The following is an 18,311-nucleotide window of genomic DNA, read 5'->3' as shown; positions in this document are numbered from 1 at the left end:
CATTCTAGTGGCAGGTGCTGCCGCGTCAGTCCACGGGGCTTAGCGGCCGCTGCGCTTCCAGGAGCCCGGTCCAGGCAGGGGTGCCAGGCGCAGTTGGTTCCGGCGGACCCAGGTGCGGTGTGGGGGCCCGGCGTCGGGTTCCGGGGACTCCATGGAGAGCGCGACGACGACGGCGGTCAGCGCCGCCAGCTCCTCAGCTGTCGGGATGCCGCGGACCACGGCGAACGCAGGCTCCGCAGGGACCGTGGTGTCCGGGGGAACAGCGGCGTCGTAGGCGGCGGAACGGCCGGGCCGGATCGGGGCAATGGTCACAGCGGGATATTCCCGTGCTTCTTGGCGGGATTGGTGGCCCGCTTGTCGCGCAGTGCCCGCAGCCCGCGGACAATCTGCTGCCGGGTGTCCGACGGCACGATTACCGCGTCAACGTAGCCCAGCTGTGCGGCCTGGTACGGGTTGAGGAGTTCTTCCTCGTACCGGGTGATCACCTCGGCGCGGGCGGCCTCGACGTCGCCGCCGGCGTCGGCCACCGACTTCAGCTGGCCGCGGTAGAGGATGTTCACTGCCCCCTGGGCGCCCATCACGCCGATCTGCGCGGTGGGCCAGGCCAGGTTGAGGTCAGCACCAAGCTTCTTGGAGCCCATCACGATGTAGGCGCCGCCGTACGCCTTGCGGGTGATGACGGTGAGCTTGGGGACAGTGGCTTCCGCGTAGGCATAGAGCAGTTTTGCGCCGCGGCGTATGATGCCGTTGAACTCCTGGTCCTTCCCGGGGAGGAAACCGGGCACATCCACGAGAGTCAGGATCGGGATGTTGAAGGCGTCACAGTTGCGGACAAAGCGGGCGGCCTTTTCGGATGCGGCAATATCCAGGGTGCCGGCGAACTGCAGCGGCTGGTTGGCGACGATCCCGATGGTGTGGCCCTCCACCCTGGCGTACCCGATCATCACGTTCGGGGCGTAGAGCGACTGCATCTCAAGGAAGTGGCCGTCGTCGACAATCGTCGAGATCACCGTGCGCATGTCGTAGGGCTGGTTCGCCGAATCCGGGATCAGGGCGTCGAGGTCCCCGTCCTCGGCCGTGAGCTCCAGCTGTTCGACGAACTCGGTGAGCGGTGCCTCGGCGAGGTTGTTCGAGGGCAGGAAGTCCAGCAGTTCCCTGACGAAGTCGATCGCGTCGCGTTCATCGGAGGCGAGGTACGCGGACGTCCCGGTGGTGGAGTTGTGCTGACGCGCGCCGCCGAGGGTCTCCATGTCAACATCTTCGCCCGTCACGGTCTTGATCACGTCGGGGCCGGTGATGAACATGTGGGAGGTCTTGTCCACCATCACCACATAGTCGGTGAGCGCGGGGGAGTAGGCGGCACCGCCCGCGCAGGGCCCCATGATCAGGGAGATTTGCGGGATGACCCCTGAAGCGTGGACATTGTTGCGGAAGATGTCGGCGAACATGGCCAGCGAGGACACGCCCTCCTGGATGCGGGCGCCGCCACCGTCGTTGATCCCGACCACCGGGCAGCCGTTCCGGAGCGCGAACTCCTGGACCTTGACGATCTTCTCGCCGTTGACCTGGCTCAGCGACCCACCGTAGACGGAAAAGTCCTGGCTGTAGACGGCGATCTGGCGGCCCTCCACCGTTGCATAACCCGAGACGACGCCGTCGCCCAAGGGTTTCTTCGCCTCCATGCCGAACGCCGTCGAGCGGTGGACCGCGAGGGCGTCGAACTCGACGAAGGACCCCGAGTCCACCAGCAGGTCGATGCGCTCGCGGGCGGTGTTCTTGCCCCGCGCATGCTGCTTCGCGACCGACTCGGGGCCGGACGGCTGCTGCGCGAGTCCCTCGCGGCGACGGAAATCGGCGAGCTTCCCTGCGGTGGTGGTGAGGTCGATCGAGTGATCCTGCGCGACCAACGGTACTGAGCCAGGCTGCATTGAGTCTCCGGGTTGACGGTGAACGGGCCGTTGCCGGGGTTAAGTAGGTTTTCCACAAAGCGCCCGGCGTTTCACCCAGTCTAGTGAGGGATATGGCCACCCGGACTGTAGGACACCTACAATTTCCGGTTCGTTGAGTTAGCTCCCCACCGCATGTTACCCGTGGGTAACAATTAGGTTCTCTAGCCCCCCGGCCCACTATTCTTGCTTCATGACCGCCAGCAACGACGCCCCACGTCAGTCCAGCCCAGCCACCCTCGAGGGTCGCACCATCCTCATGTCCGGAGGTAGCCGGGGGATCGGTCTAGCGATTGCCCTGCGCGCCGCGCGCGACGGTGCCAACATCGCTTTGATGGCCAAAACGGGGGAGCCGCACCCCAAGCTCGACGGCACGGTGTTCACCGCCGCCCAGCAGATCCGCGACGCCGGAGGCAGAGCCCTGCCCATCGTCGGCGACGTCAGGAACGACGACGACGTCGCGGCGGCAGTTGCCGCCACCACCGCCGAGTTCGGCGGGATCGACGTCGTCGTGAACAACGCCTCGGCAATCGATCTCTCCCCGACCCGGGACGTCAGCATGAAGCGGTATGACCTGATGGCCGACATCAACGTCAGAGGCACCTTCCTGCTGAGCAAACTCGCCCTGGATGCGCTCCTGGCGTCCGGGAACCCTCATATCCTGACCCTCTCGCCCCCGCTGAACCTTCAGCCGCGGTGGGCAGGGATTCACCTGGCCTACACGATGGCGAAGTACGGCATGAGCCTGACCACGCTGGGCCTGGCCGAGGAGTTCAAGGCCGAAGGAATCGCCGTGAACTCACTCTGGCCGCAGACCCTGATCGATACTGCGGCGATCCGCAACCTGCCCGGCGGAGATCAGATCGTGGGCGGGGCCCGCAGCGCCGACATCGTCGCCGACGCCGCCCACGCGATCCTGATCCGTCCGTCCCGGTCCTGCACCGGAAACTTCTTCACCGATGAAGGGGTGCTCCGGGAGGAAGGGATCACCGACTTCACCGGCTACAGCCTGGGCGCCCCCGAGGACCAACTGGTCCCCGACATTTTCCTGTAACCAGGCCACCCCTGGCGGCGCGGGGGCCCCGCCGAAACCGCACACGGGGCCGGCCAAAGCCACGCTGGGTAAGATCGCTGTATGACTTCCCGCTACTCCAACCTTGAACGCCCCGGTCTGGACGAAGCGGCGCTCCGGGACGCCCTGTGCGCACCCAAGGGTCCGTACGGCCGGCTCGACGTCGTCGCCGAGACCGGATCCACCAACACCGACCTGGTACGGCATGCCCAGCTCCGGGCCGACGAGTGGCCGGACCTCAGCGTCCTCACGGCCGAACAGCAGAGCGCCGGACGCGGTCGGCTGGATCGTGAGTGGATCGCCCCCGAGCGGTCCTCCCTGATCGTCAGCATCCTGTTGCGCCCCCACAACCCGCAGGGCAGGCCGCTGCCCACCCAGAGCTACTCCTGGCTGTCACTGCTCGCCGCGCTCGCGTTGGCGGAAAGCATTGAGGAACGCACCGAGATCAGTCCCCAGCTCAAATGGCCCAACGATGTGCTCGTCGACGGGCGGAAACTCGCCGGCGTGCTGGCGCAACTGGTCGCTGATGACCGCGGGGGGCCAGCAGCCGTCGTCGTCGGCGTGGGGGCGAACGTGTCCCTGACCGACCAGGAGCTGCCCGTCCCCAGCGCCACCAGCCTGTTGCTCGAGTACTCAACAACCACCGACCGCAACGTGCTGCTGCGGGCCTTCCTCCGCCGGCTCGCCGACCACTACGCCGCGTTCCAGGCGGTCGACGGCGACGCCCGCCGTGAGTGGGCCGACGGCACCACCCTCGCCCAGCGGGTGAGCGACCGCATGGTCACCCTGGGCGAGCACGTCAGGGTCGAACTGCCGGGCGGGATGGAACTGATGGGCCGTGCGCTGGGTCTTGACGCCCACGGCGCGCTGCTGATCCGCGACTACGACGACGAGCGGCACACGGTCACGGCGGGCGACGTCGTGCATGTGCGGCAGGTCCCCTGACGTGGGCAGCTGACCGTTGTGCGACTGAAACTTGCGCCGGGGGAGCATGTGATTGTGCGGACCCGCCCCCACCCGCGGCCACTGGCGCTGCCGTTCGTGGGAGTGCTGGTGGTGCTGGCGGCGACGGGGTTTGGGCTGGGGCTGCTGAGCCGGCAGGACCTCCCGCCGGTGGTGGTCGAATGGGTGCCGCTCGCGGTGGTCCTGGTCCTGGCGGTGGCAGCCCTGATCCTGCTGCGGATCTTCGTCCGGCCGATGATGCGCTGGTGGGGGACGCGCTATCTCCTGACCAGCCGCCGAATGATCACTCGCCGCGGGTTCTCAACCCGACGGGAGCATGAACTGGCGCTGGCCAGCATCTATCAGCTGGACACCTCCCAGACCCTGCTGCAGCGATCCACCGGCAGCGGAAACCTTACGGTGGACCTTGGCCGCGACCGGACCGTGGTGTTCCCTGACATGCCCCAGATCCACACGTTCAAGGAGTTCATGGTGGAGGCGATCGGCGACCTCCCACTGACTGTGATGTTTGATGGTGTAGACATGGAAGCTGACCCGGTGCACGACCTCGAGGGTTATTGATCGCCGGATGACAGCATGGACGGGAGACGAGCGAATGACGGCTGACGAGTTGTCCGACAGGGAACAGGACGAGCAGCAGCCCAGCCCTGCCCCGGAATCGATGGACTCCGAGGCACTTCGGAGCGACGAGCCTGGACCCGATGTTCCACAGCTCCAGGGTCCCCAGGTCGAGCTGAACCGTGAAGCGATCCGGAATTTGGAGATTGAACTGCTCGGCGCCGAGCGGACCCTGCGACGCCGTGACGTTGCCGCCCGCGCGGGGGTGTCACTGCTGTCGGCACGCAAGCTCTGGCGGGCCATGGGTTTCCCGAATATCTCCGACGAGGATGTTGCCTTCACGGAGAAGGACAAGGATGCACTGATCACCATCATCGAGCTGGTCCGCAGCGACAAGGTCTCCGAGAACGCCGCCATCTCCATCACCCGGGCCATTGGGCAGATGACTGACCGGATGGTTGTCTGGCAGATCGAGGCGCTGGTCGAAGAGATGGCGGCGCAGCGGCAGATCCCCGACGCCGTCGCCCGGAAGGCCCTGGTCGCTGAACTGCCCGACCTCATCGAGCCCCTGGAGAAGACCCTGGTCTACGCCTGGCGCCGGCAGCTGAACGCCGCGGTGCAGCGTCTGGCGCTGCGCGCCGAATCCGGGCTTCAGGCCAGCGCGGAGGGGCGGCTGGGCGACGAGGATGATGCCCCGCTGCCCCTGGCCCGCGCCGTCGGCTTCGCGGACCTTGTCTCCTACACGAGCCTGTCCCGGCAGATGAACGAGCGCACCCTGGCCCACCTGGTGCAGCGCTTCGAGAACGTCTGCGCCGAGATCATTTCGGTTGGTGGCGGCAGGCTCGTCAAGACCATCGGCGACGAGGTGCTCTACATCGCCGAGTCGCCGGAGGCCGGTGCCGAAATCTCGCTCGCCCTCGCCAAGGCGTTCACCGAGGATCACCTGCTGCCCTCCGCCCGCGTCTCAATGGTGTGGGGCCGCATCCTGTCCCGTCTCGGCGACATTTACGGGCCCACCGTGAACCTGGCGTCGCGTCTGACCTCCCTGGCGGAGCCCGGTACTGTCCTGATCGATGCGTCGACGGCGGCGACCCTGCGGGAGAACGAACGGTTCGTGCTCATCCCGCAAAAAGCGCGGACCATCAGGGGCTTCGGCGAAGTCACTCCGGTGACCCTCGCCCGGGGCACCGGCACCGGTCTGATCCTCGACTAGCCACGATGGGCAGTCCGGGGCACAGGCTCCAAGCGATGGTCGACTAGGGTATCCAAGTAACTACGTGACACATCGCATTTGACGAAAGCTAAATGGCAGGGCGGATATGACAACCGACAAGACACCGGCCGCGGGCCTCGACCTCACGGTGAGCTGCGGGTACGCGTCGGACGTCGGACTGCGCCGCGAGCACAACGAGGACTCGCTGATCGCTGCCAACCCCATCTTCGCCGTCGCCGACGGGATGGGTGGCCACGAGGCTGGCGAAGTGGCCAGCAGCATTTGTATCCGCACCCTTGGCGAGAGCCGGATCGCCGGCCACCCCCTTCCCGAACTCGACCCTGACGAGCTCCAGGAACTCCTGGTCCACTCCGATGAGCAGATCCGCGCGGAGACCGGCGGGCGAGCCGGTACCACCCTCAGCGGGACGGTGCTGGTGCAGGAGGCCGGCGTCCCCTACTGGCTGGTGTTCAACGTGGGCGATTCGCGCACCTACCGTTTCAGCCAGGGCGGCCTGGAGCAGATCACCATTGACCACTCCGAGGTGCAGGAGCTGGTGGACTATGGTCGGATCACGGCCGAGGAGGCCCTGACCCATCCGCGTCGGCATGTGGTCACCCGGGCGCTCGGTACCGGAACCGATATCGACGCCGACTTCTGGCTCATCCCCGCTACCCCGGGGGATCGTCTGCTGGTCTGCTCGGATGGTTTGATCAACGAGGTGGGGGATGAACAGATCTTCGACCTGCTCGTTTCGATCGCACACCCCCAGGAAGCCACCGATGCCCTGGTGCAGGCGGCGCTGAGGGCTGGCGGCCGGGACAATATTTCGGTCATCGTCGTGGATCTTGTAGGAAGCTAGGAAGCTAGGAAGCTAGGAAGCTAGGAAGCTAGGACGCTAGGACGCTACGGCGGCCGCGGTCATCTCGCACACGGCAGTGGATCAGGTCATGGTGACGAAAACGGGGCTGATCAATCACCAGGGATACGGTCCCGCGATCGGCCGGATTCGCAGGCAGCAAGATTATCGCTGGAGGTAGGGTGTGGACCATGTACCTGGAGAACATCGTCATTGACGCGATGGAGCCGCAACAGCTGGGGCGGTTCTGGGAGGCAGCGTTCGACGGCGAACAGCTCACCGACGAACCCGGCATCTACGAAACACGGCTCGCCACCGATGGCGGATTGGTCCTCGACCTGTGCTTCCAGCGGGTGCACGAACCGCCGTCGTCGGAACCCCGGATCCACCTGGATCTGCTCGGCGGGGATCGGCAGGCCGACGTCGTCGAGCGGTTGCTCAGCTTCGGTGCGCGGCATCTCGACATCGGACAGGGCGGGGTGCCCTGGACCGTGCTCGCCGATCCGGAAAGCAACGCCTTTTGCGTCATGAATGACCGGCCAGCCTATTCCAACACCGGACCGATTGCGGCCCTGCCGATCGATTCCGCCGATCCGGAGCGGGACGCGGCGTTCTGGTCGTGGCTCACCGGATGGCACCAGCTGGCCGGATCGCCCACCACGTTGCGGCACCCCTCCCACCGCGACCCCTTGCTGGAGTTCTGTCCCGAGCCTGCCCCGAAGGGAACCGCGAAGAACCGGCTTCATCTCGACGTCCGGCTCGACCCTGCAGACAACCCCGACGACGTCGCCGCGGGCATCACCAGCCGGGGCGGGCGGGAGCTCAACCCCGACTGGGGCGACCTGCCCTGGCGGATCTATGCCGACCCGTCGGGCAACGAGCTCTGCGTCCTGCCAGCCCGATAGCCTGGGGGCACCGAGGTTCTGCAAGTGATGTTGGACAACGGTTGATGACCGAAGGAGAAGGATGATGGGTTTACTTGGTTGATTTGCGTCTGGTTCTTCCACCCGATCCGGAGAACAGTCCACCGGATAAGCCGTTGCTTGAGAATTACGTGGCTTGTCCTGATGGTGCCCTAGTGTCCGGGCACTACACCTAGCCGCACAACAAGCATCCTGCTTACTACTGAGGCAAGATAGGACTGTGGCCAGAACAGCTGATAACCCAGACATCGAACTTGCTCCGGATCAGACCCCGGTAGATTCCCTGCGGGAGGAGTACAACTCTCTGGCTGAAGAGGTGCGCCGTCACCGGTTTGCCTACTACAACGAGAACGCGCCGACTATTTCGGATGCCGAATTTGACGAGCTGTTCCGACGGCTGGAGAAGATCGAAGCGCTTCACCCCGAACTGGTAGCCAACGATTCACCAACCCAGGAAGTGGGCGGTGACGCGTCCTCCGCATTCGCGGCCGTGGACCACCTGCAGCGGATGTACAGCCTGGAGGACGTCTTCTCACTCGACGAACTGGATGTCTGGGTGAGCCGCGCTGCCGCCAGCGTCGAATCCGTGAGCCCGGGCAGCACCATCAGCTGGCTGACGGAGTTGAAGATCGACGGCCTGGCGGTCAACCTGCTCTACCGGAAGGGGGAGCTGGTGCGCGCCGCCACCCGCGGCGACGGCACCACGGGTGAGGACATCACCCACAACGTCCTGACCATCAAGTCGATCCCCCGGGTCCTGGCCGGAACTGGCCACCCTGCCGAGATGGAGGTCCGTGGCGAGGTCTTCTTCCCCTCCACGGCGTTCGCCCAGCTCAACGAGCGGATGGTTGCCGCGGGGAAGGCTCCGTTTGCCAACCCCCGTAACGCTGCGGCCGGCTCCCTCCGCCAGAAGGACCCGGCACTGACCGCCGAGCGGCCACTAGATATGTACGTGCACGGTATCGGTGTCCGCGAGGGTCTGGCAGCGCAGTCCCAATCGGAAACCTACGGTCTGCTGAAGGGGTGGGGCTTGCCCACCTCGCCCTACTACAGGGTGCTCGACGACGCCCCGGCGGTGGTCGACTTCATCGAGCACTATGGGAAACACCGGCATGAAGTGTTGCACGAGATCGACGGCATCGTCGTCAAGGTCGATGATTTCGCGTTGCAGCGGGCCCTCGGGCACACCTCCAGGGTGCCCCGCTGGTCGGTAGCCTTTAAATACCCACCGGAAGAGGTCAACACCCGGCTGCTCGACATCCGGGTGAACGTGGGCCGGACCGGTCGCGTCACGCCGTTCGGGATGATGGAACCGGTCAAGGTTGCTGGCTCCACCGTCGAAATGGCGACCCTGCACAACCAGGATGTGGTCAAGGCCAAGGGAGTCCTGATCGGGGACATGGTGGTGCTGCGCAAGGCAGGGGATGTGATCCCGGAGATCGTGGGCCCCGTCGTCGCCCTTCGTGACGGCACCGAACGCGAGTTCGTCATGCCGACCGAGTGCCCGTCCTGCGGAACTCCGCTGGCCCCGGCGAAGGAGGGCGACGTTGACATCCGGTGCCCCAACGCCCGGTCCTGCCCGTCGCAGCTGCGGGAGCGGGTCTTCCACCTCGCAGGCCGAGGGGGCTTCGACATTGAGGCCCTCGGGTGGGAAGCGGCGATCGCGCTCACCCAGCCCGCCGAGCCGACCGACCCGCCGCTCACCTCCGAGGCGCAGCTGTTCGACCTGACCCCCGAGGCGCTCGCCGACGTGCGGATCCTGCGGGACAAGCGGGTCAAGGGCGAGGTGGTCGGCAAGGAGCTGGTGCCCTATTTCTACACCAAGGGAACCGCGAAGAAGCCGTCCGAACCCAGCGCCAATACCCGGCGGCTGTTCACCGAGCTGGAGAAGGCAAGGCAGCAGCCACTGTGGCGTGTCCTGGTCGCCCTGTCGGTCAGGCATGTGGGACCGACGGCCTCGCGTGCCCTGGCCACAGCGTTCGGCTCAATGGATCGGGTCCGGGCCGCGTCAGAAGAGGAACTGGCGAACGTCGACGGCGTCGGCCCCACCATTGCCGCGGCGCTGACCGAGTGGTTCGCTGAGGACTGGCACCGGGAGATCGTTGACGCGTGGGCCGCCGCGGGTGTGCGCATGGAGGACGACGTCGACACCTCCATGCCGCGCACCCTGGAGGGCGTGACCGTTGTCGTCACCGGGTCGCTGGAACGCTATAGCCGGGATGAAGCGAAAGAGGCGATCATCCAGCGCGGCGGCAAGGCATCTGGTTCTGTCTCGAAGAACACCCACTATGTGGTGGCGGGGGAAAACGCCGGCACCAAACTGGACAAGGCCGAAGCCCTGGGGCTCACGGTGTTGGACGAGGAAGGCTTCACCCGGCTGCTCGAGGAGGGCCCAGCGTGAGCGCATCCCCGACGGAGCTGCTGCACCTGGCAAAACAGGCTGCCTCCGCGGGAGCGGACGTGTTGGCGCGTCGGACTGTCGAGGCGTTGGGTTCGCAGAACAAGAGCTCGGACAGCGATTGGGTGACTGCGTTTGATCTGGCGGCCGAACGTGCCGTGCGGAATGTTATCTCCCGGTCCCGTCCCCACGATGTGATCACCGGTGAGGAGCTCGGAACCACTGTTCCCGACAGGGCCTCTGGAACCGACCGGGTGCGGTGGTCCATCGACCCGCTGGACGGCACCACCAACTTCATTCGCAATATTGTCTACTACTGCACGTCGGTGGCGGCCGCCGATGCTGACGGCCGGTGGCTGGCCGGGGTGGTCCATGCCCCGGCGCTGGACCGGGTGTACTGGGCAGCGGCCGGGCAGGGTGCCTGGGTGAGGGATCATGGCCGGATAACCCGTCTGGCGGGCCCGGAGAGCGGACGGATTGGCGCCCTGCTGGGTACCGGTTTCACCTACGACGCCGCATCCCGGGCTCAGCAGGTGGGGGAGTTGTCCTCACTCCTGGCGGGATTTGGGGACGTCCGGCGGCTGGGATCCGCGGCACTTGACCTGTGCATGGTTGCTGATGGCACCCTCGACGGGTATCTGGAACGCGGACTGAACGAACACGATTGGGCTGCTGGCGCCCTCATCGCCGAGGAGGCCGGTGCAGCGGTGCTCCGCCCGGATCTCACCTCCGAGCTCGACGGCGGCCCGGATGCAGCCGAGCGGTTTGGGGGCGTCACCGCTGCCGGAACACCGCAGCTGGTGCAACGCGCCGCAGCGTTGACCCTGAACCCGTCGGGGAGCAGCGAATGACGCCCAGTTGGCAGAAGGCGTTCTCCACCCTCTCAGCCCCTCGGCTGCGCGAACTCTACGCCGCTGCTGTGCTCGGCCAGCACTCCGATGCGTCGTCGAAGGAACTGGAGAAACTTCACGCGGCGGCGCTGCTGAATACGGACGGCACGGTGAATGCCGACCTGTTCCAGGAGGTGCTGGGCGCAACGGCACGGAAAAAGCCGCAGGGCGTTGACCGGTTCTTCCTCGACGGCCAGCTCGACGGGTTGCCGCGGAACCCTGCGGAGCGCACAGCGGTGCTCGAGCACCTGACCGAACGGCTCATTCCCGCGGACCAGGAGCTCTCCGAACGAGAAGTGAACCTGGTGCTGGCCACCGTCACCCGGGACATCCCCGCCCTGCGTCGCGCACTGGTGGACCAGGGCCATCTGGCCAGGCGCCCGGACGGGACCGGGTACCGACGCGCCTGACCACGGCCCGCCGACGTCGTCAGCTGTTGTGCGGAGCGTCCGGATCCGCTGGAGCCTCGTCCCGGCGCTTCTCGATCAGTTCCTTGGTGCGCACCAGGCGGAGCAGGGTTACGAGGAGGAGTCCGCCGAGCATGTTGAATGCCAGGGTGTAACCAAACCAGCCGAGCCATTGCAGGTAGCTGATGTCGGCGCCGGAATGGATCGCGGCGAAGATCAGGAGGGAATCCAGGATGGAGTGGAACAGCTGCAGGCCTGCCAGCAGAAATCCGCCGATCACCGTTGCCACGATCTTGGCGACGTCGTTCGATGTTCCCTGCTGCATCCGGCTCATCAGGGTGATGGTGCTGCCGCCCAGCACGGCCAGCGCGACCACCTGCATGGAGAACGGCGCATCAATGAAATGGTGGGCACTCTCGGCGACCGTCTCATTCCACTCCGGGAACGCCTGCATGACTATCCAGACGAAGGCCCAGCCGCTGACCAGGTTCGCCACAAGGGTTCCACCCCACAGCTTGGCCAGCTGCGTCACGCTGCCCTCCTTCGCGACGACGGCCGCGACCGGCATCAGAAAGTTCTCGGTGAACAGTTCGCTGTGCGCCAGGAACAGGGCGACGAGGCCCACGCTGAACGCGAGCCCGGCGAGCAGATGATCGCCCGTCTCGTGCAGCACCGCCAGGTAGGCCATGATGCCCAACCCGATTTCGAACCCCCCGAACACCCCGGTCACAAGGATGTTGCGGAAGGTGCGTTGCAGCCGCTCGGCACCCTCTTCGACTGTGTTGTCGAACGATTCCTTCAGCTCATCCTCGACCGGGGCGTCAGTGTCCCCTAGTTCCCGCCTGCGTGCTTCGCTCACGACGCCTCTCCCTGTGTTAGATGGGAGTGATCTCCCGAATCAGCGCTATCAACTAGAGGAATCGTAGCAACCGGGGGAGCTGCGCCCATTGCAACATCGTGATCATGGCTGCTTAATTTCGACGAGCTGGATCAGGTTGCCGCAGGTGTCGTCGAAGACGGCCATGACGGCCGTGCCGATGTCGGTGGGAGGCAGGGTAAAGACCACTCCCTTTTCGGTCAGCCGGGCATACTCGGACTCGAGGTCCTCCACCGCGAACTGCGCCAGCGGGATTCCGTCCTCAACCAGCGCATCGCGGTATGGCTTCACTGCGGGGTGGCTTGACGGTTCGAGGAGGAGTTCGGGGCTGTCGGGGGATTCGGGTGACCGGACGGTCAGCCAGAAATCGTCACCCAGCGGGATGTCGTGGCCTTTGGTGAAGCCAAGGACGTCGGTGTAGAAGGCTAACGCCGCTCGCTGGTCGTTAACGAACAGGCTGGTCAGGGCAATTTTCATTCGGTCCTCTTCTCGGTGGGCCATCTGCCGGTGATTTCGGTGAGCGGTCCAGGATTGAAATAGTGGAACTTGGAGCGGCCGCGCCGCTCGGTCAGCACCAGATGGGCTGACTCCAGTACTGCCAGGTGCTGCGAGATGGCCTGTCGGGTCAGGCTTCGCTGGTGTCGCATGGCGAGCACCGAACATAGATCGAACAGGGTCTGCCCGTCGCGGACGGAGAGCTCGTCAAGGATGATCCGCCGCGTTTCGTCGTCGAGAGCGTGGAAGACATCAGCCATGAATCCACTATAGGCAAGTATCGGCTTGCATATCAATGGCCATACTACGATGAGCGAATGGCTGAACTGGGGGCAGTACTTCAGGCCACGGGTCTCCTCGTTGGCTATTTCAGGGCGCCGGTGTGCGGTGCGGTGTCGGTGGCGGTCCAGCCCGGTGAGGTTCTCGGGATCGTCGGAGTCAATGGCGCGGGCAAGTCGACGGTCGTCCGGACGCTTGCCGGCCGTCAGCCCGCGCTGGCTGGTGACGTGCTGGTGCGGGGTTTGCCGGCGGTTCCGGACGCGGTAATGTTCCGGCGCCAGGTGTCTGCAGTGTTCGACGACGACCTGTTCTTTCCCGCCCTCACGGTCCGTGAGCATCTGCTGCTGGTCGCACGAGGCCATTCACTGGATGCCCCGGACGAAAGGGTCACCGCCGAACTGGAGTTCTTCGGACTTCGGGACCGGGCGGACGTGGTCCCGGATTCCCTGTCCTCCGGGCAGCGGCGGCGGCTCCTCCTGGCAGCCGGACTCATCCGTCCGTCTTCCCTCCTGATCCTCGACGAACCCGAACAACGGCTCGACCCGGTCATGCGCGATGCGCTTGCGCAGCGGATCAGCGACCATGCGGACGCCGGCGCCGCCGTGGTGCTGGTGACCCACGATCCGCGGCTGCTGGTGCAGACCGCATCGACCTGCCTGGTCATTGACGACGTCGTCGAGCAGCTCGACCCTGACCAGGGAGCTGCGATCATTGCCGGCTCCTGACGCGCTTCGGCTGCGACCAGCTGCCAATGAGGACGAGGACGGGACCCTCGCCACCGCCCGAGCCGTCGTCGCATTTACCCGCACGTCGTCCCGCCGGTACAACCGGGCCCGGACCTCGGTCGGCGGCCTGTTCGTCGACATCTACTCGAACACCCTGGCGCTGGGCTGCGTGCTCGCGATCGCCGGCTCATTTGTGTTTGCTCTGCGCGACGAGATTGCCCGACGGGATCCTGCGCAGGGTGGCCTTGCCGACCAGCAGTGGCAGATCCTTCCGGCCGAGGTCCTGTGGATCCTGTTGACCTACCTCGCGTTGAACGGCTTGCTGACCCTGACGAGGCGGCTGGGACCGGCATCGGTGAGTTCCAGCGAGGGATCCTGGTGGCGGCCCCTGCCGGTCGACCGGCGGCCGATGGTTCTGCCGGGCCTCATCCGCCTCATCGGCGGGGCGGGGGTGGCCGGTCCTGCGGCCTACCTTCCGTTCAGTCTGCTCACCGCTTTGGACCGGACACCTACGGGGCATCTCCTTACCGCTGGAACGTTTGGGTTGGTTGCGGTGATCGTGGTCGGCGGAGGAGCGCTGCTGCAGCTGCGGGCGAGTTCCGGCCGACGTGATGTTCTCTGGCCGGCGCTGGCTCTGCTACCCCTCGCGGTGTTGCCGTCGCTGGGTCCTGCCGTCTGGCCGCCACTGGTGGCGTGTGCCCTCGCGATCGGGATGCTGGCCTACTCGCTGCCGAAGGTTGGTGCAGTGGCAGGGGCCGAGCTGGTACGCGGGGGAGGCGTGTCCGGCCACGCCGGGGCTTCAGTGTTCCTCCTGGACATTAACGAGCTCAGCCGGGCATTGGCGGCCAGCCCGCGCCACACCGCCTCGATGCGGGGCGCGAAGATATACGCCCGCCAGGGGTTGGGGCCTCGGTCGGCGATCGCGCGCGCCGATATTGTTGCGTTCCTGCGGTTGCAGCCAGGGGTAGCGGGGCCGCTGGTCTGGTTGGGGGCATGTCTTGCTCTGGTGCTGGCTGATGCGGCCTTGCCCGCCGTCGTGCAACTGCTGGTCATCGTGGTTGCGGGATGCGTCACGAGTGCAGGAATGGGGGTCGTCGCGCGGCGGACGGCGCTGGTCCCGGAGCTGGATCTGCTGCTTCCGGTCTCCACCTCGGTGGTGATGCTCAGCCGGACCCTGATGCCGGCCGTCGCGATGAGCGCCTGGATGGTGGCTCTGACCGGTGCACTGACCATCGTCGGTGTCGGTGGGCCGGCCCTGATTCTGCTGGGAGCGGTGGCCGGCCTCGGGATGGGGGCCGGATCCGTCAGGGCCGCAACCCGTCCAGCGACTGACTGGACGGCCCCAGCCGCAGAAACGCCCTTCGGCCCCGTCCCCCGAACCCAGATTGCGGCGTTGTTCCGGGGCGCCGATGTGACGGTCCTATCCATGCTGCCGCTGCTGTTGGCCCTGTACATCGGGAACGTCTATCCGTGGCTGGTCGGGGTGCAGATAGCGATTAGTGCTGCGGCTATAGTGATCCAGATGGCAGCAAAATCCACCACCCAGTCAGGAGCCTGAGCCCGTGTTTTCTCCGAGAGTGACCCAGCACTGGTTCCCGGTAGATCTGGTCCCGGGGGCCTCAGGGAGTGTCCAGATAGTCATAGATCCGTCATTGGCTGAGGACCGCGCGGTGACAGTGTTGCATGTCGCGGAAGGCCCCAGCCTGCTCACTCTCACACCCGGACGGGCCCAGCACCTTGGCGTCTCTCCCAACCAGACGGTCCGCACCGAGGACCTCGCGCCGCGGCTCGCTGCCGCGGGAATCAGGCTGAACGGTCCGGACTGCCTGTTCTACCTTCCCGCCACCGATCACGAAGCAGTCCGGTGTGAACCCAGTCTCGAGGGCACTCGGCAGCTCACGCCGGACGACCACGAGGCCTTTGCCCGCTTCACGGGTCAGGCACCCGCCGCGGACCTGGACGAAGCGTTCGTCGAACTCGATCACTGGCTCGCGTTCGGCACCTTCAGCGGGGGCCGGCTGGTCGCCGCCGCGAGCATGTATCCCTGGCGCGCCATCAGCTCGATGGCCCTCCAGCTGGGCTACGAACCGCAGTATCGCTGCCAACGGGACAACGGGACAACGTGGCGTCGGCTGCGTTGGCTGAATCGGCGGGATTCGTCCGCTTCGGCGAATGGGACGTTGTGGAGAAGAACCCGGACGTGTAGCAGAATTGGAAGGCGGCATTCCGGCGTCGTGCCCGTCCGCCTTCCCAATGAGGATTAGATGACCCCCACAGCACCAACCGACCTCGTGATCCGACCCGTCACTGCAGCGGATTACGACGACGTCCGCCGCATCACCTGCGCCGCCTACCTTGAGGCAGGGTACTTCGAGGGACCGGACCACCCGTACCTGCGGGTACTGGCCGACGTCGAACACCGTGCCGAGCACGCCGAAATCTGGGTGGCCGAGCAGGATGCGGCGGTGGTGGCGTCCGTGGCGATCACGTTTGAGGGCCAGCGCTACACGGATATCGCCGTTGCCGGCGAGCTGGAGTTCCGTATGCTCGCCGTGGACCCGGCCTGCCAAAGGGGCGGGGTGGGCCGGCAGATGGTCGAAGCGATCATCGGGCACGCGCGGTCGCTGGACGGCATTACGGCAGTATCCCTGACCAGTGGGTCCGACATGACCCGCGCGCATGCGCTGTACCGGTCGTTAGGTTTTGAACGCCAGCCCGAACGGGACTGGTGGGTACGGGACGAGGAAATTCTTCTCTGGGTCTTCCGGCTGACCCTTTAGCCGAACGATGAAACTTCGGAGTCACACCCAGGGCCGGGCACAGCGAACGCTCCTGATCGTCGGCGTGATCGCGCTCAGCGCTGGTCTGTGGGTGGGCTGGTTCGCCTGGGACACGGGCTACCAGATCGACCCGGAGACCGGTTCGGCGTCAGGCCCCTACGAGCCTTGGCAGGTGATCGGGTGTGTTGTTTCGTGGGCAGCCCTTGGCTGGGTCGCGAACAAGTTCCTCGCGCCGGCCATTGTCATCCTCGCCATGCCCGCGGGATTCACCGGCGCGTTTGCCATCACCTCCGCCTCCGCCGACTACTCAGGGCTCTGGCTGGTGGGTGCGATTCTCGTCGCGTTTGGCACCCTTGCAGGAACCGTGCTTCTGGTCGCCGCGCTGAATTGGCGCAGACCCGCCGCCAAAGGATCTGCCAGCTAGGCGCAAGCCGGTTTCAGCCCCCGAGATCAGGTGCCGTACCCACTGCGAACGAACTTTGGTCAGGATTTCCACAGTATTCTCTCAGGTTGGCACTTTTTAGCATTCTTGCGCGCGACGGTGCGGCACTATGTGTGTATGAAACGATCTGTCGTTGGGGGGCAACGTTTGTTTCCGTGGGTCTGGCTGCCGCCATCGTCGTCAGCACTCTCGCCGTCTCGGTAAGTCGGCAGCCAGACAACCCCACGACTGCACCTGACCTGAGCGTGCACTCCCAAGTTCCTTACTGCCGTAATACGCCTCGGAATGACGGTTCTATTCCGAGTCTGCTCAGTAATCCGGAACCTACCGGCCCGCTCCGCCACCATCAGCGGCTAGGCCGGTCTCCGCATCGGATCGATGCCAGCATGGTAAGAGGTCAGTGGCCGTAGTCGCTCGTTCCCGCTGCGATGGCCTGCAGGGCAGCGAGATGGGAATCGAAAGCGATTCTCCCCTGAGGTGTCAGGGATAGCCAGCTGACCCGACGTGCATCTGCACGGCCAGCCGAGGACGACTTCGTCATGGCGACAAAACCGCCGTCGCTCAGCACCTTCAGGTGTTTCGACAGCGCCGCGTCGCCGATGTTGAGGGAGTCCCGAATCGCTGGGAAGTCTGCACTTTTCACGTTCCGGAGAAGTCCACAGATCCTGAAACGCAACGGTGCATGAATCAGCTCGTTGAACACCGCACCCGTGGTGTCAGCAGTCTCAGCGGGCACTGCGGATCCGGTTGACGGCACTTCGCATGAAGTAGTGGGCGCCCAGGGCCCCTGCTCCGAAAGCAGCTGCAGCGGGAGCGATGACCCACCAGAGCAGGCCGAAAGATACGAGCCCCAGTGAAACGCTAAGCATGAGCAGGCAAAAGACCAAGGTCGCGGCGTAGATCAGCCACGCCGCCCAGCCGATTCTGGCCAACCTCACGCCCGTCGCCCGTTGGTAGAGGTAGACCACCAAGATTCCGACAATGATCAGCAGGGCTGAGTTGCCCGATCGGTTGTCTCCTGCCGCGGGTGAGACGACACAGATTGCCGCGAGAGCACCGAACGCAGGCGCTGCCCAGCTGGGCGTGGTCATGCGGTCGATGAGGGCTGAGCGGTCCTTGTCGACGTCGGCCAACAGCGCAGCAGCGGAGCTTGACTGATCGGCTGCTGATGGAGGCAAGTTATTTTCCATGGTGGAAAGTGTAATTACTTTCCGCTGCGGAAAGCAACTGCCATGGGCAGCGGACGACGTCGTCAACCACCGTCACGGCGCCGTCGGAGTTTGCGGCGGATTCTCTGAGGTCGAGTTGTTACGAGTCCCTGCCTGCGGCGCGAGTCTCGGGCGAGGCGGCGTGCGGGCCCTCACCCCGGAGGCAGTAAAGGGCCTTGATCTCGATTTGGTGATCCTGGTGATCCTGGTTGATCCGGAGGCTTTGGTGCGGACTCCCTGATGCTCTCCAATTTGATGCGCCGGCGCCCTCATGAA

22 protein-coding genes are annotated in these 18,311 nt (G+C 65.5%); 15 read left to right on the top strand and 7 right to left on the bottom strand.

Annotated elements, in window-relative coordinates; translation table 11 throughout:
* Nucleotides 1-39 precede the first annotated feature (39 nt).
* Nucleotides 40-312, bottom strand: a complete 273-nt coding sequence (locus H4V95_RS13925; protein ID WP_312884043.1) for an acyl-CoA carboxylase subunit epsilon — start codon at nt 310-312, stop codon at nt 40-42.
* Complete coding sequence (locus H4V95_RS13920) at nt 309-1,928, bottom strand: acyl-CoA carboxylase subunit beta (protein ID WP_209730885.1); 1,620 nt, start codon at nt 1,926-1,928, stop codon at nt 309-311. The genes H4V95_RS13925 and H4V95_RS13920 overlap by 4 nt, the downstream gene beginning before the upstream one ends.
* A gap of 211 nt (nt 1,929-2,139) precedes the next feature.
* On the opposite strand from H4V95_RS13920, the gene H4V95_RS13915 reads away from it, so the two are divergent.
* From H4V95_RS13915 to H4V95_RS13875, 9 genes are all read left to right on the top strand, one after another.
* Nucleotides 2,140-3,000 (top strand): NAD(P)-dependent oxidoreductase, encoded by an 861-nt coding sequence (locus H4V95_RS13915; RefSeq protein ID WP_196867822.1) that lies wholly within the window; start codon nt 2,140-2,142, stop codon nt 2,998-3,000.
* A gap of 81 nt (nt 3,001-3,081) precedes the next feature.
* Nucleotides 3,082-3,963 carry a biotin--[acetyl-CoA-carboxylase] ligase gene (locus H4V95_RS13910; protein WP_196867823.1) on the top strand — a complete coding sequence of 294 codons (882 nt, stop codon included), beginning with the start codon at nt 3,082-3,084 and terminating at the stop codon, nt 3,961-3,963.
* 18 nt (nt 3,964-3,981) lie between these two features.
* Complete coding sequence (locus tag H4V95_RS13905; protein WP_209730884.1) at nt 3,982-4,542, top strand: PH domain-containing protein; 561 nt, start codon at nt 3,982-3,984, stop codon at nt 4,540-4,542.
* 34 nt (nt 4,543-4,576) lie between these two features.
* Nucleotides 4,577-5,752: an adenylate/guanylate cyclase domain-containing protein gene (locus tag H4V95_RS13900; RefSeq protein WP_196867834.1), complete on the top strand. Its 1,176-nt coding sequence runs from the start codon at nt 4,577-4,579 to the stop codon at nt 5,750-5,752.
* A 106-nt stretch (nt 5,753-5,858) separates the two neighbouring features.
* On the top strand, nt 5,859-6,614 hold the full coding sequence (locus H4V95_RS13895; protein ID WP_209730883.1) for a protein phosphatase 2C domain-containing protein: 756 nt from the start codon (nt 5,859-5,861) through the stop codon (nt 6,612-6,614).
* Nucleotides 6,615-6,802: 188 nt separating this feature from the next.
* On the top strand, nt 6,803-7,516 hold the full coding sequence (locus H4V95_RS13890; protein WP_209730882.1) for a VOC family protein: 714 nt from the start codon (nt 6,803-6,805) through the stop codon (nt 7,514-7,516).
* Nucleotides 7,517-7,754: 238 nt separating this feature from the next.
* Nucleotides 7,755-9,935 (top strand): NAD-dependent DNA ligase LigA, encoded by a 2,181-nt coding sequence (ligA, locus tag H4V95_RS13885; protein WP_312884042.1) that lies wholly within the window; start codon nt 7,755-7,757, stop codon nt 9,933-9,935.
* The gene (locus H4V95_RS13880; RefSeq protein WP_196867259.1) at nt 9,932-10,783 is read left to right on the top strand and encodes an inositol monophosphatase family protein; all 852 of its coding nucleotides are present in this window, start codon (nt 9,932-9,934) and stop codon (nt 10,781-10,783) included. The genes ligA and H4V95_RS13880 overlap by 4 nt, the downstream gene beginning before the upstream one ends.
* Nucleotides 10,780-11,232: a DUF2087 domain-containing protein gene (locus H4V95_RS13875; protein ID WP_196867260.1), complete on the top strand. Its 453-nt coding sequence runs from the start codon at nt 10,780-10,782 to the stop codon at nt 11,230-11,232. The genes H4V95_RS13880 and H4V95_RS13875 overlap by 4 nt, the downstream gene beginning before the upstream one ends.
* 19 nt (nt 11,233-11,251) lie before the next feature.
* On the opposite strand, the gene H4V95_RS13870 is transcribed toward H4V95_RS13875, so the two are convergent.
* The 3 genes from H4V95_RS13870 to H4V95_RS13860 all read right to left on the bottom strand — a co-directional run bounded on the left by H4V95_RS13870 (nt 11,252) and on the right by H4V95_RS13860 (nt 12,861).
* On the bottom strand, nt 11,252-12,088 hold the full coding sequence (locus H4V95_RS13870; protein WP_196867261.1) for a formate/nitrite transporter family protein: 837 nt from the start codon (nt 12,086-12,088) through the stop codon (nt 11,252-11,254).
* A gap of 102 nt (nt 12,089-12,190) precedes the next feature.
* Complete coding sequence (locus tag H4V95_RS13865; RefSeq protein WP_196867262.1) at nt 12,191-12,583, bottom strand: VOC family protein; 393 nt, start codon at nt 12,581-12,583, stop codon at nt 12,191-12,193.
* Nucleotides 12,580-12,861, bottom strand: a complete 282-nt coding sequence (locus H4V95_RS13860; RefSeq protein WP_196867263.1) for a helix-turn-helix transcriptional regulator — start codon at nt 12,859-12,861, stop codon at nt 12,580-12,582. The genes H4V95_RS13865 and H4V95_RS13860 overlap by 4 nt, the downstream gene beginning before the upstream one ends.
* A gap of 57 nt (nt 12,862-12,918) precedes the next feature.
* On the opposite strand from H4V95_RS13860, the gene H4V95_RS13855 reads away from it, so the two are divergent.
* The 5 genes from H4V95_RS13855 to H4V95_RS13835 all read left to right on the top strand — a co-directional run bounded on the left by H4V95_RS13855 (nt 12,919) and on the right by H4V95_RS13835 (nt 16,809).
* A complete protein-coding gene (locus H4V95_RS13855; RefSeq protein ID WP_245345712.1) occupies nt 12,919-13,605 on the top strand; it encodes an ABC transporter ATP-binding protein in 687 nt (228 codons plus the stop codon).
* Nucleotides 13,592-15,163, top strand: a complete 1,572-nt coding sequence (locus H4V95_RS13850; protein WP_209730881.1) for a DUF6297 family protein — start codon at nt 13,592-13,594, stop codon at nt 15,161-15,163. The genes H4V95_RS13855 and H4V95_RS13850 overlap by 14 nt, the downstream gene beginning before the upstream one ends.
* 94 nt (nt 15,164-15,257) lie before the next feature.
* Entirely contained in the window at nt 15,258-15,869 is a 612-nt protein-coding gene (locus tag H4V95_RS13845; RefSeq protein WP_209730880.1) for a hypothetical protein, read from the top strand.
* Nucleotides 15,870-16,385, top strand: a complete 516-nt coding sequence (locus H4V95_RS13840; protein ID WP_196867266.1) for a GNAT family N-acetyltransferase — start codon at nt 15,870-15,872, stop codon at nt 16,383-16,385.
* A gap of 7 nt (nt 16,386-16,392) precedes the next feature.
* Entirely contained in the window at nt 16,393-16,809 is a 417-nt protein-coding gene (locus H4V95_RS13835) for a hypothetical protein (protein ID WP_196867267.1), read from the top strand.
* 415 nt (nt 16,810-17,224) lie between these two features.
* Here the strand turns inward: H4V95_RS13835 and H4V95_RS13830 are convergent, their stop codons facing one another.
* On the bottom strand, nt 17,225-17,563 hold the full coding sequence (locus H4V95_RS13830) for a transcriptional regulator (RefSeq protein WP_196867268.1): 339 nt from the start codon (nt 17,561-17,563) through the stop codon (nt 17,225-17,227).
* Nucleotides 17,553-18,017 (bottom strand): hypothetical protein, encoded by a 465-nt coding sequence (locus H4V95_RS13825; RefSeq protein WP_209730879.1) that lies wholly within the window; start codon nt 18,015-18,017, stop codon nt 17,553-17,555. The genes H4V95_RS13830 and H4V95_RS13825 overlap by 11 nt, the downstream gene beginning before the upstream one ends.
* Between H4V95_RS13825 and H4V95_RS13820 the strand changes: the two genes are divergently transcribed.
* Nucleotides 18,016-18,276: a hypothetical protein gene (locus H4V95_RS13820; protein ID WP_196867270.1), complete on the top strand. Its 261-nt coding sequence runs from the start codon at nt 18,016-18,018 to the stop codon at nt 18,274-18,276. The two genes, H4V95_RS13825 and H4V95_RS13820, sit on opposite strands and share 2 nt — an antisense overlap.
* Nucleotides 18,277-18,311 lie beyond the last annotated feature (35 nt).

This window comes from Arthrobacter sp. CAN_C5 (genome assembly GCF_017875735.1).
GTDB lineage: Bacteria > Actinomycetota > Actinomycetes > Actinomycetales > Micrococcaceae > Arthrobacter_D.
The sequence above is the reverse complement of the archived record's forward strand: the minus strand, read 5'-3'. Positions and strand labels throughout refer to the sequence as shown.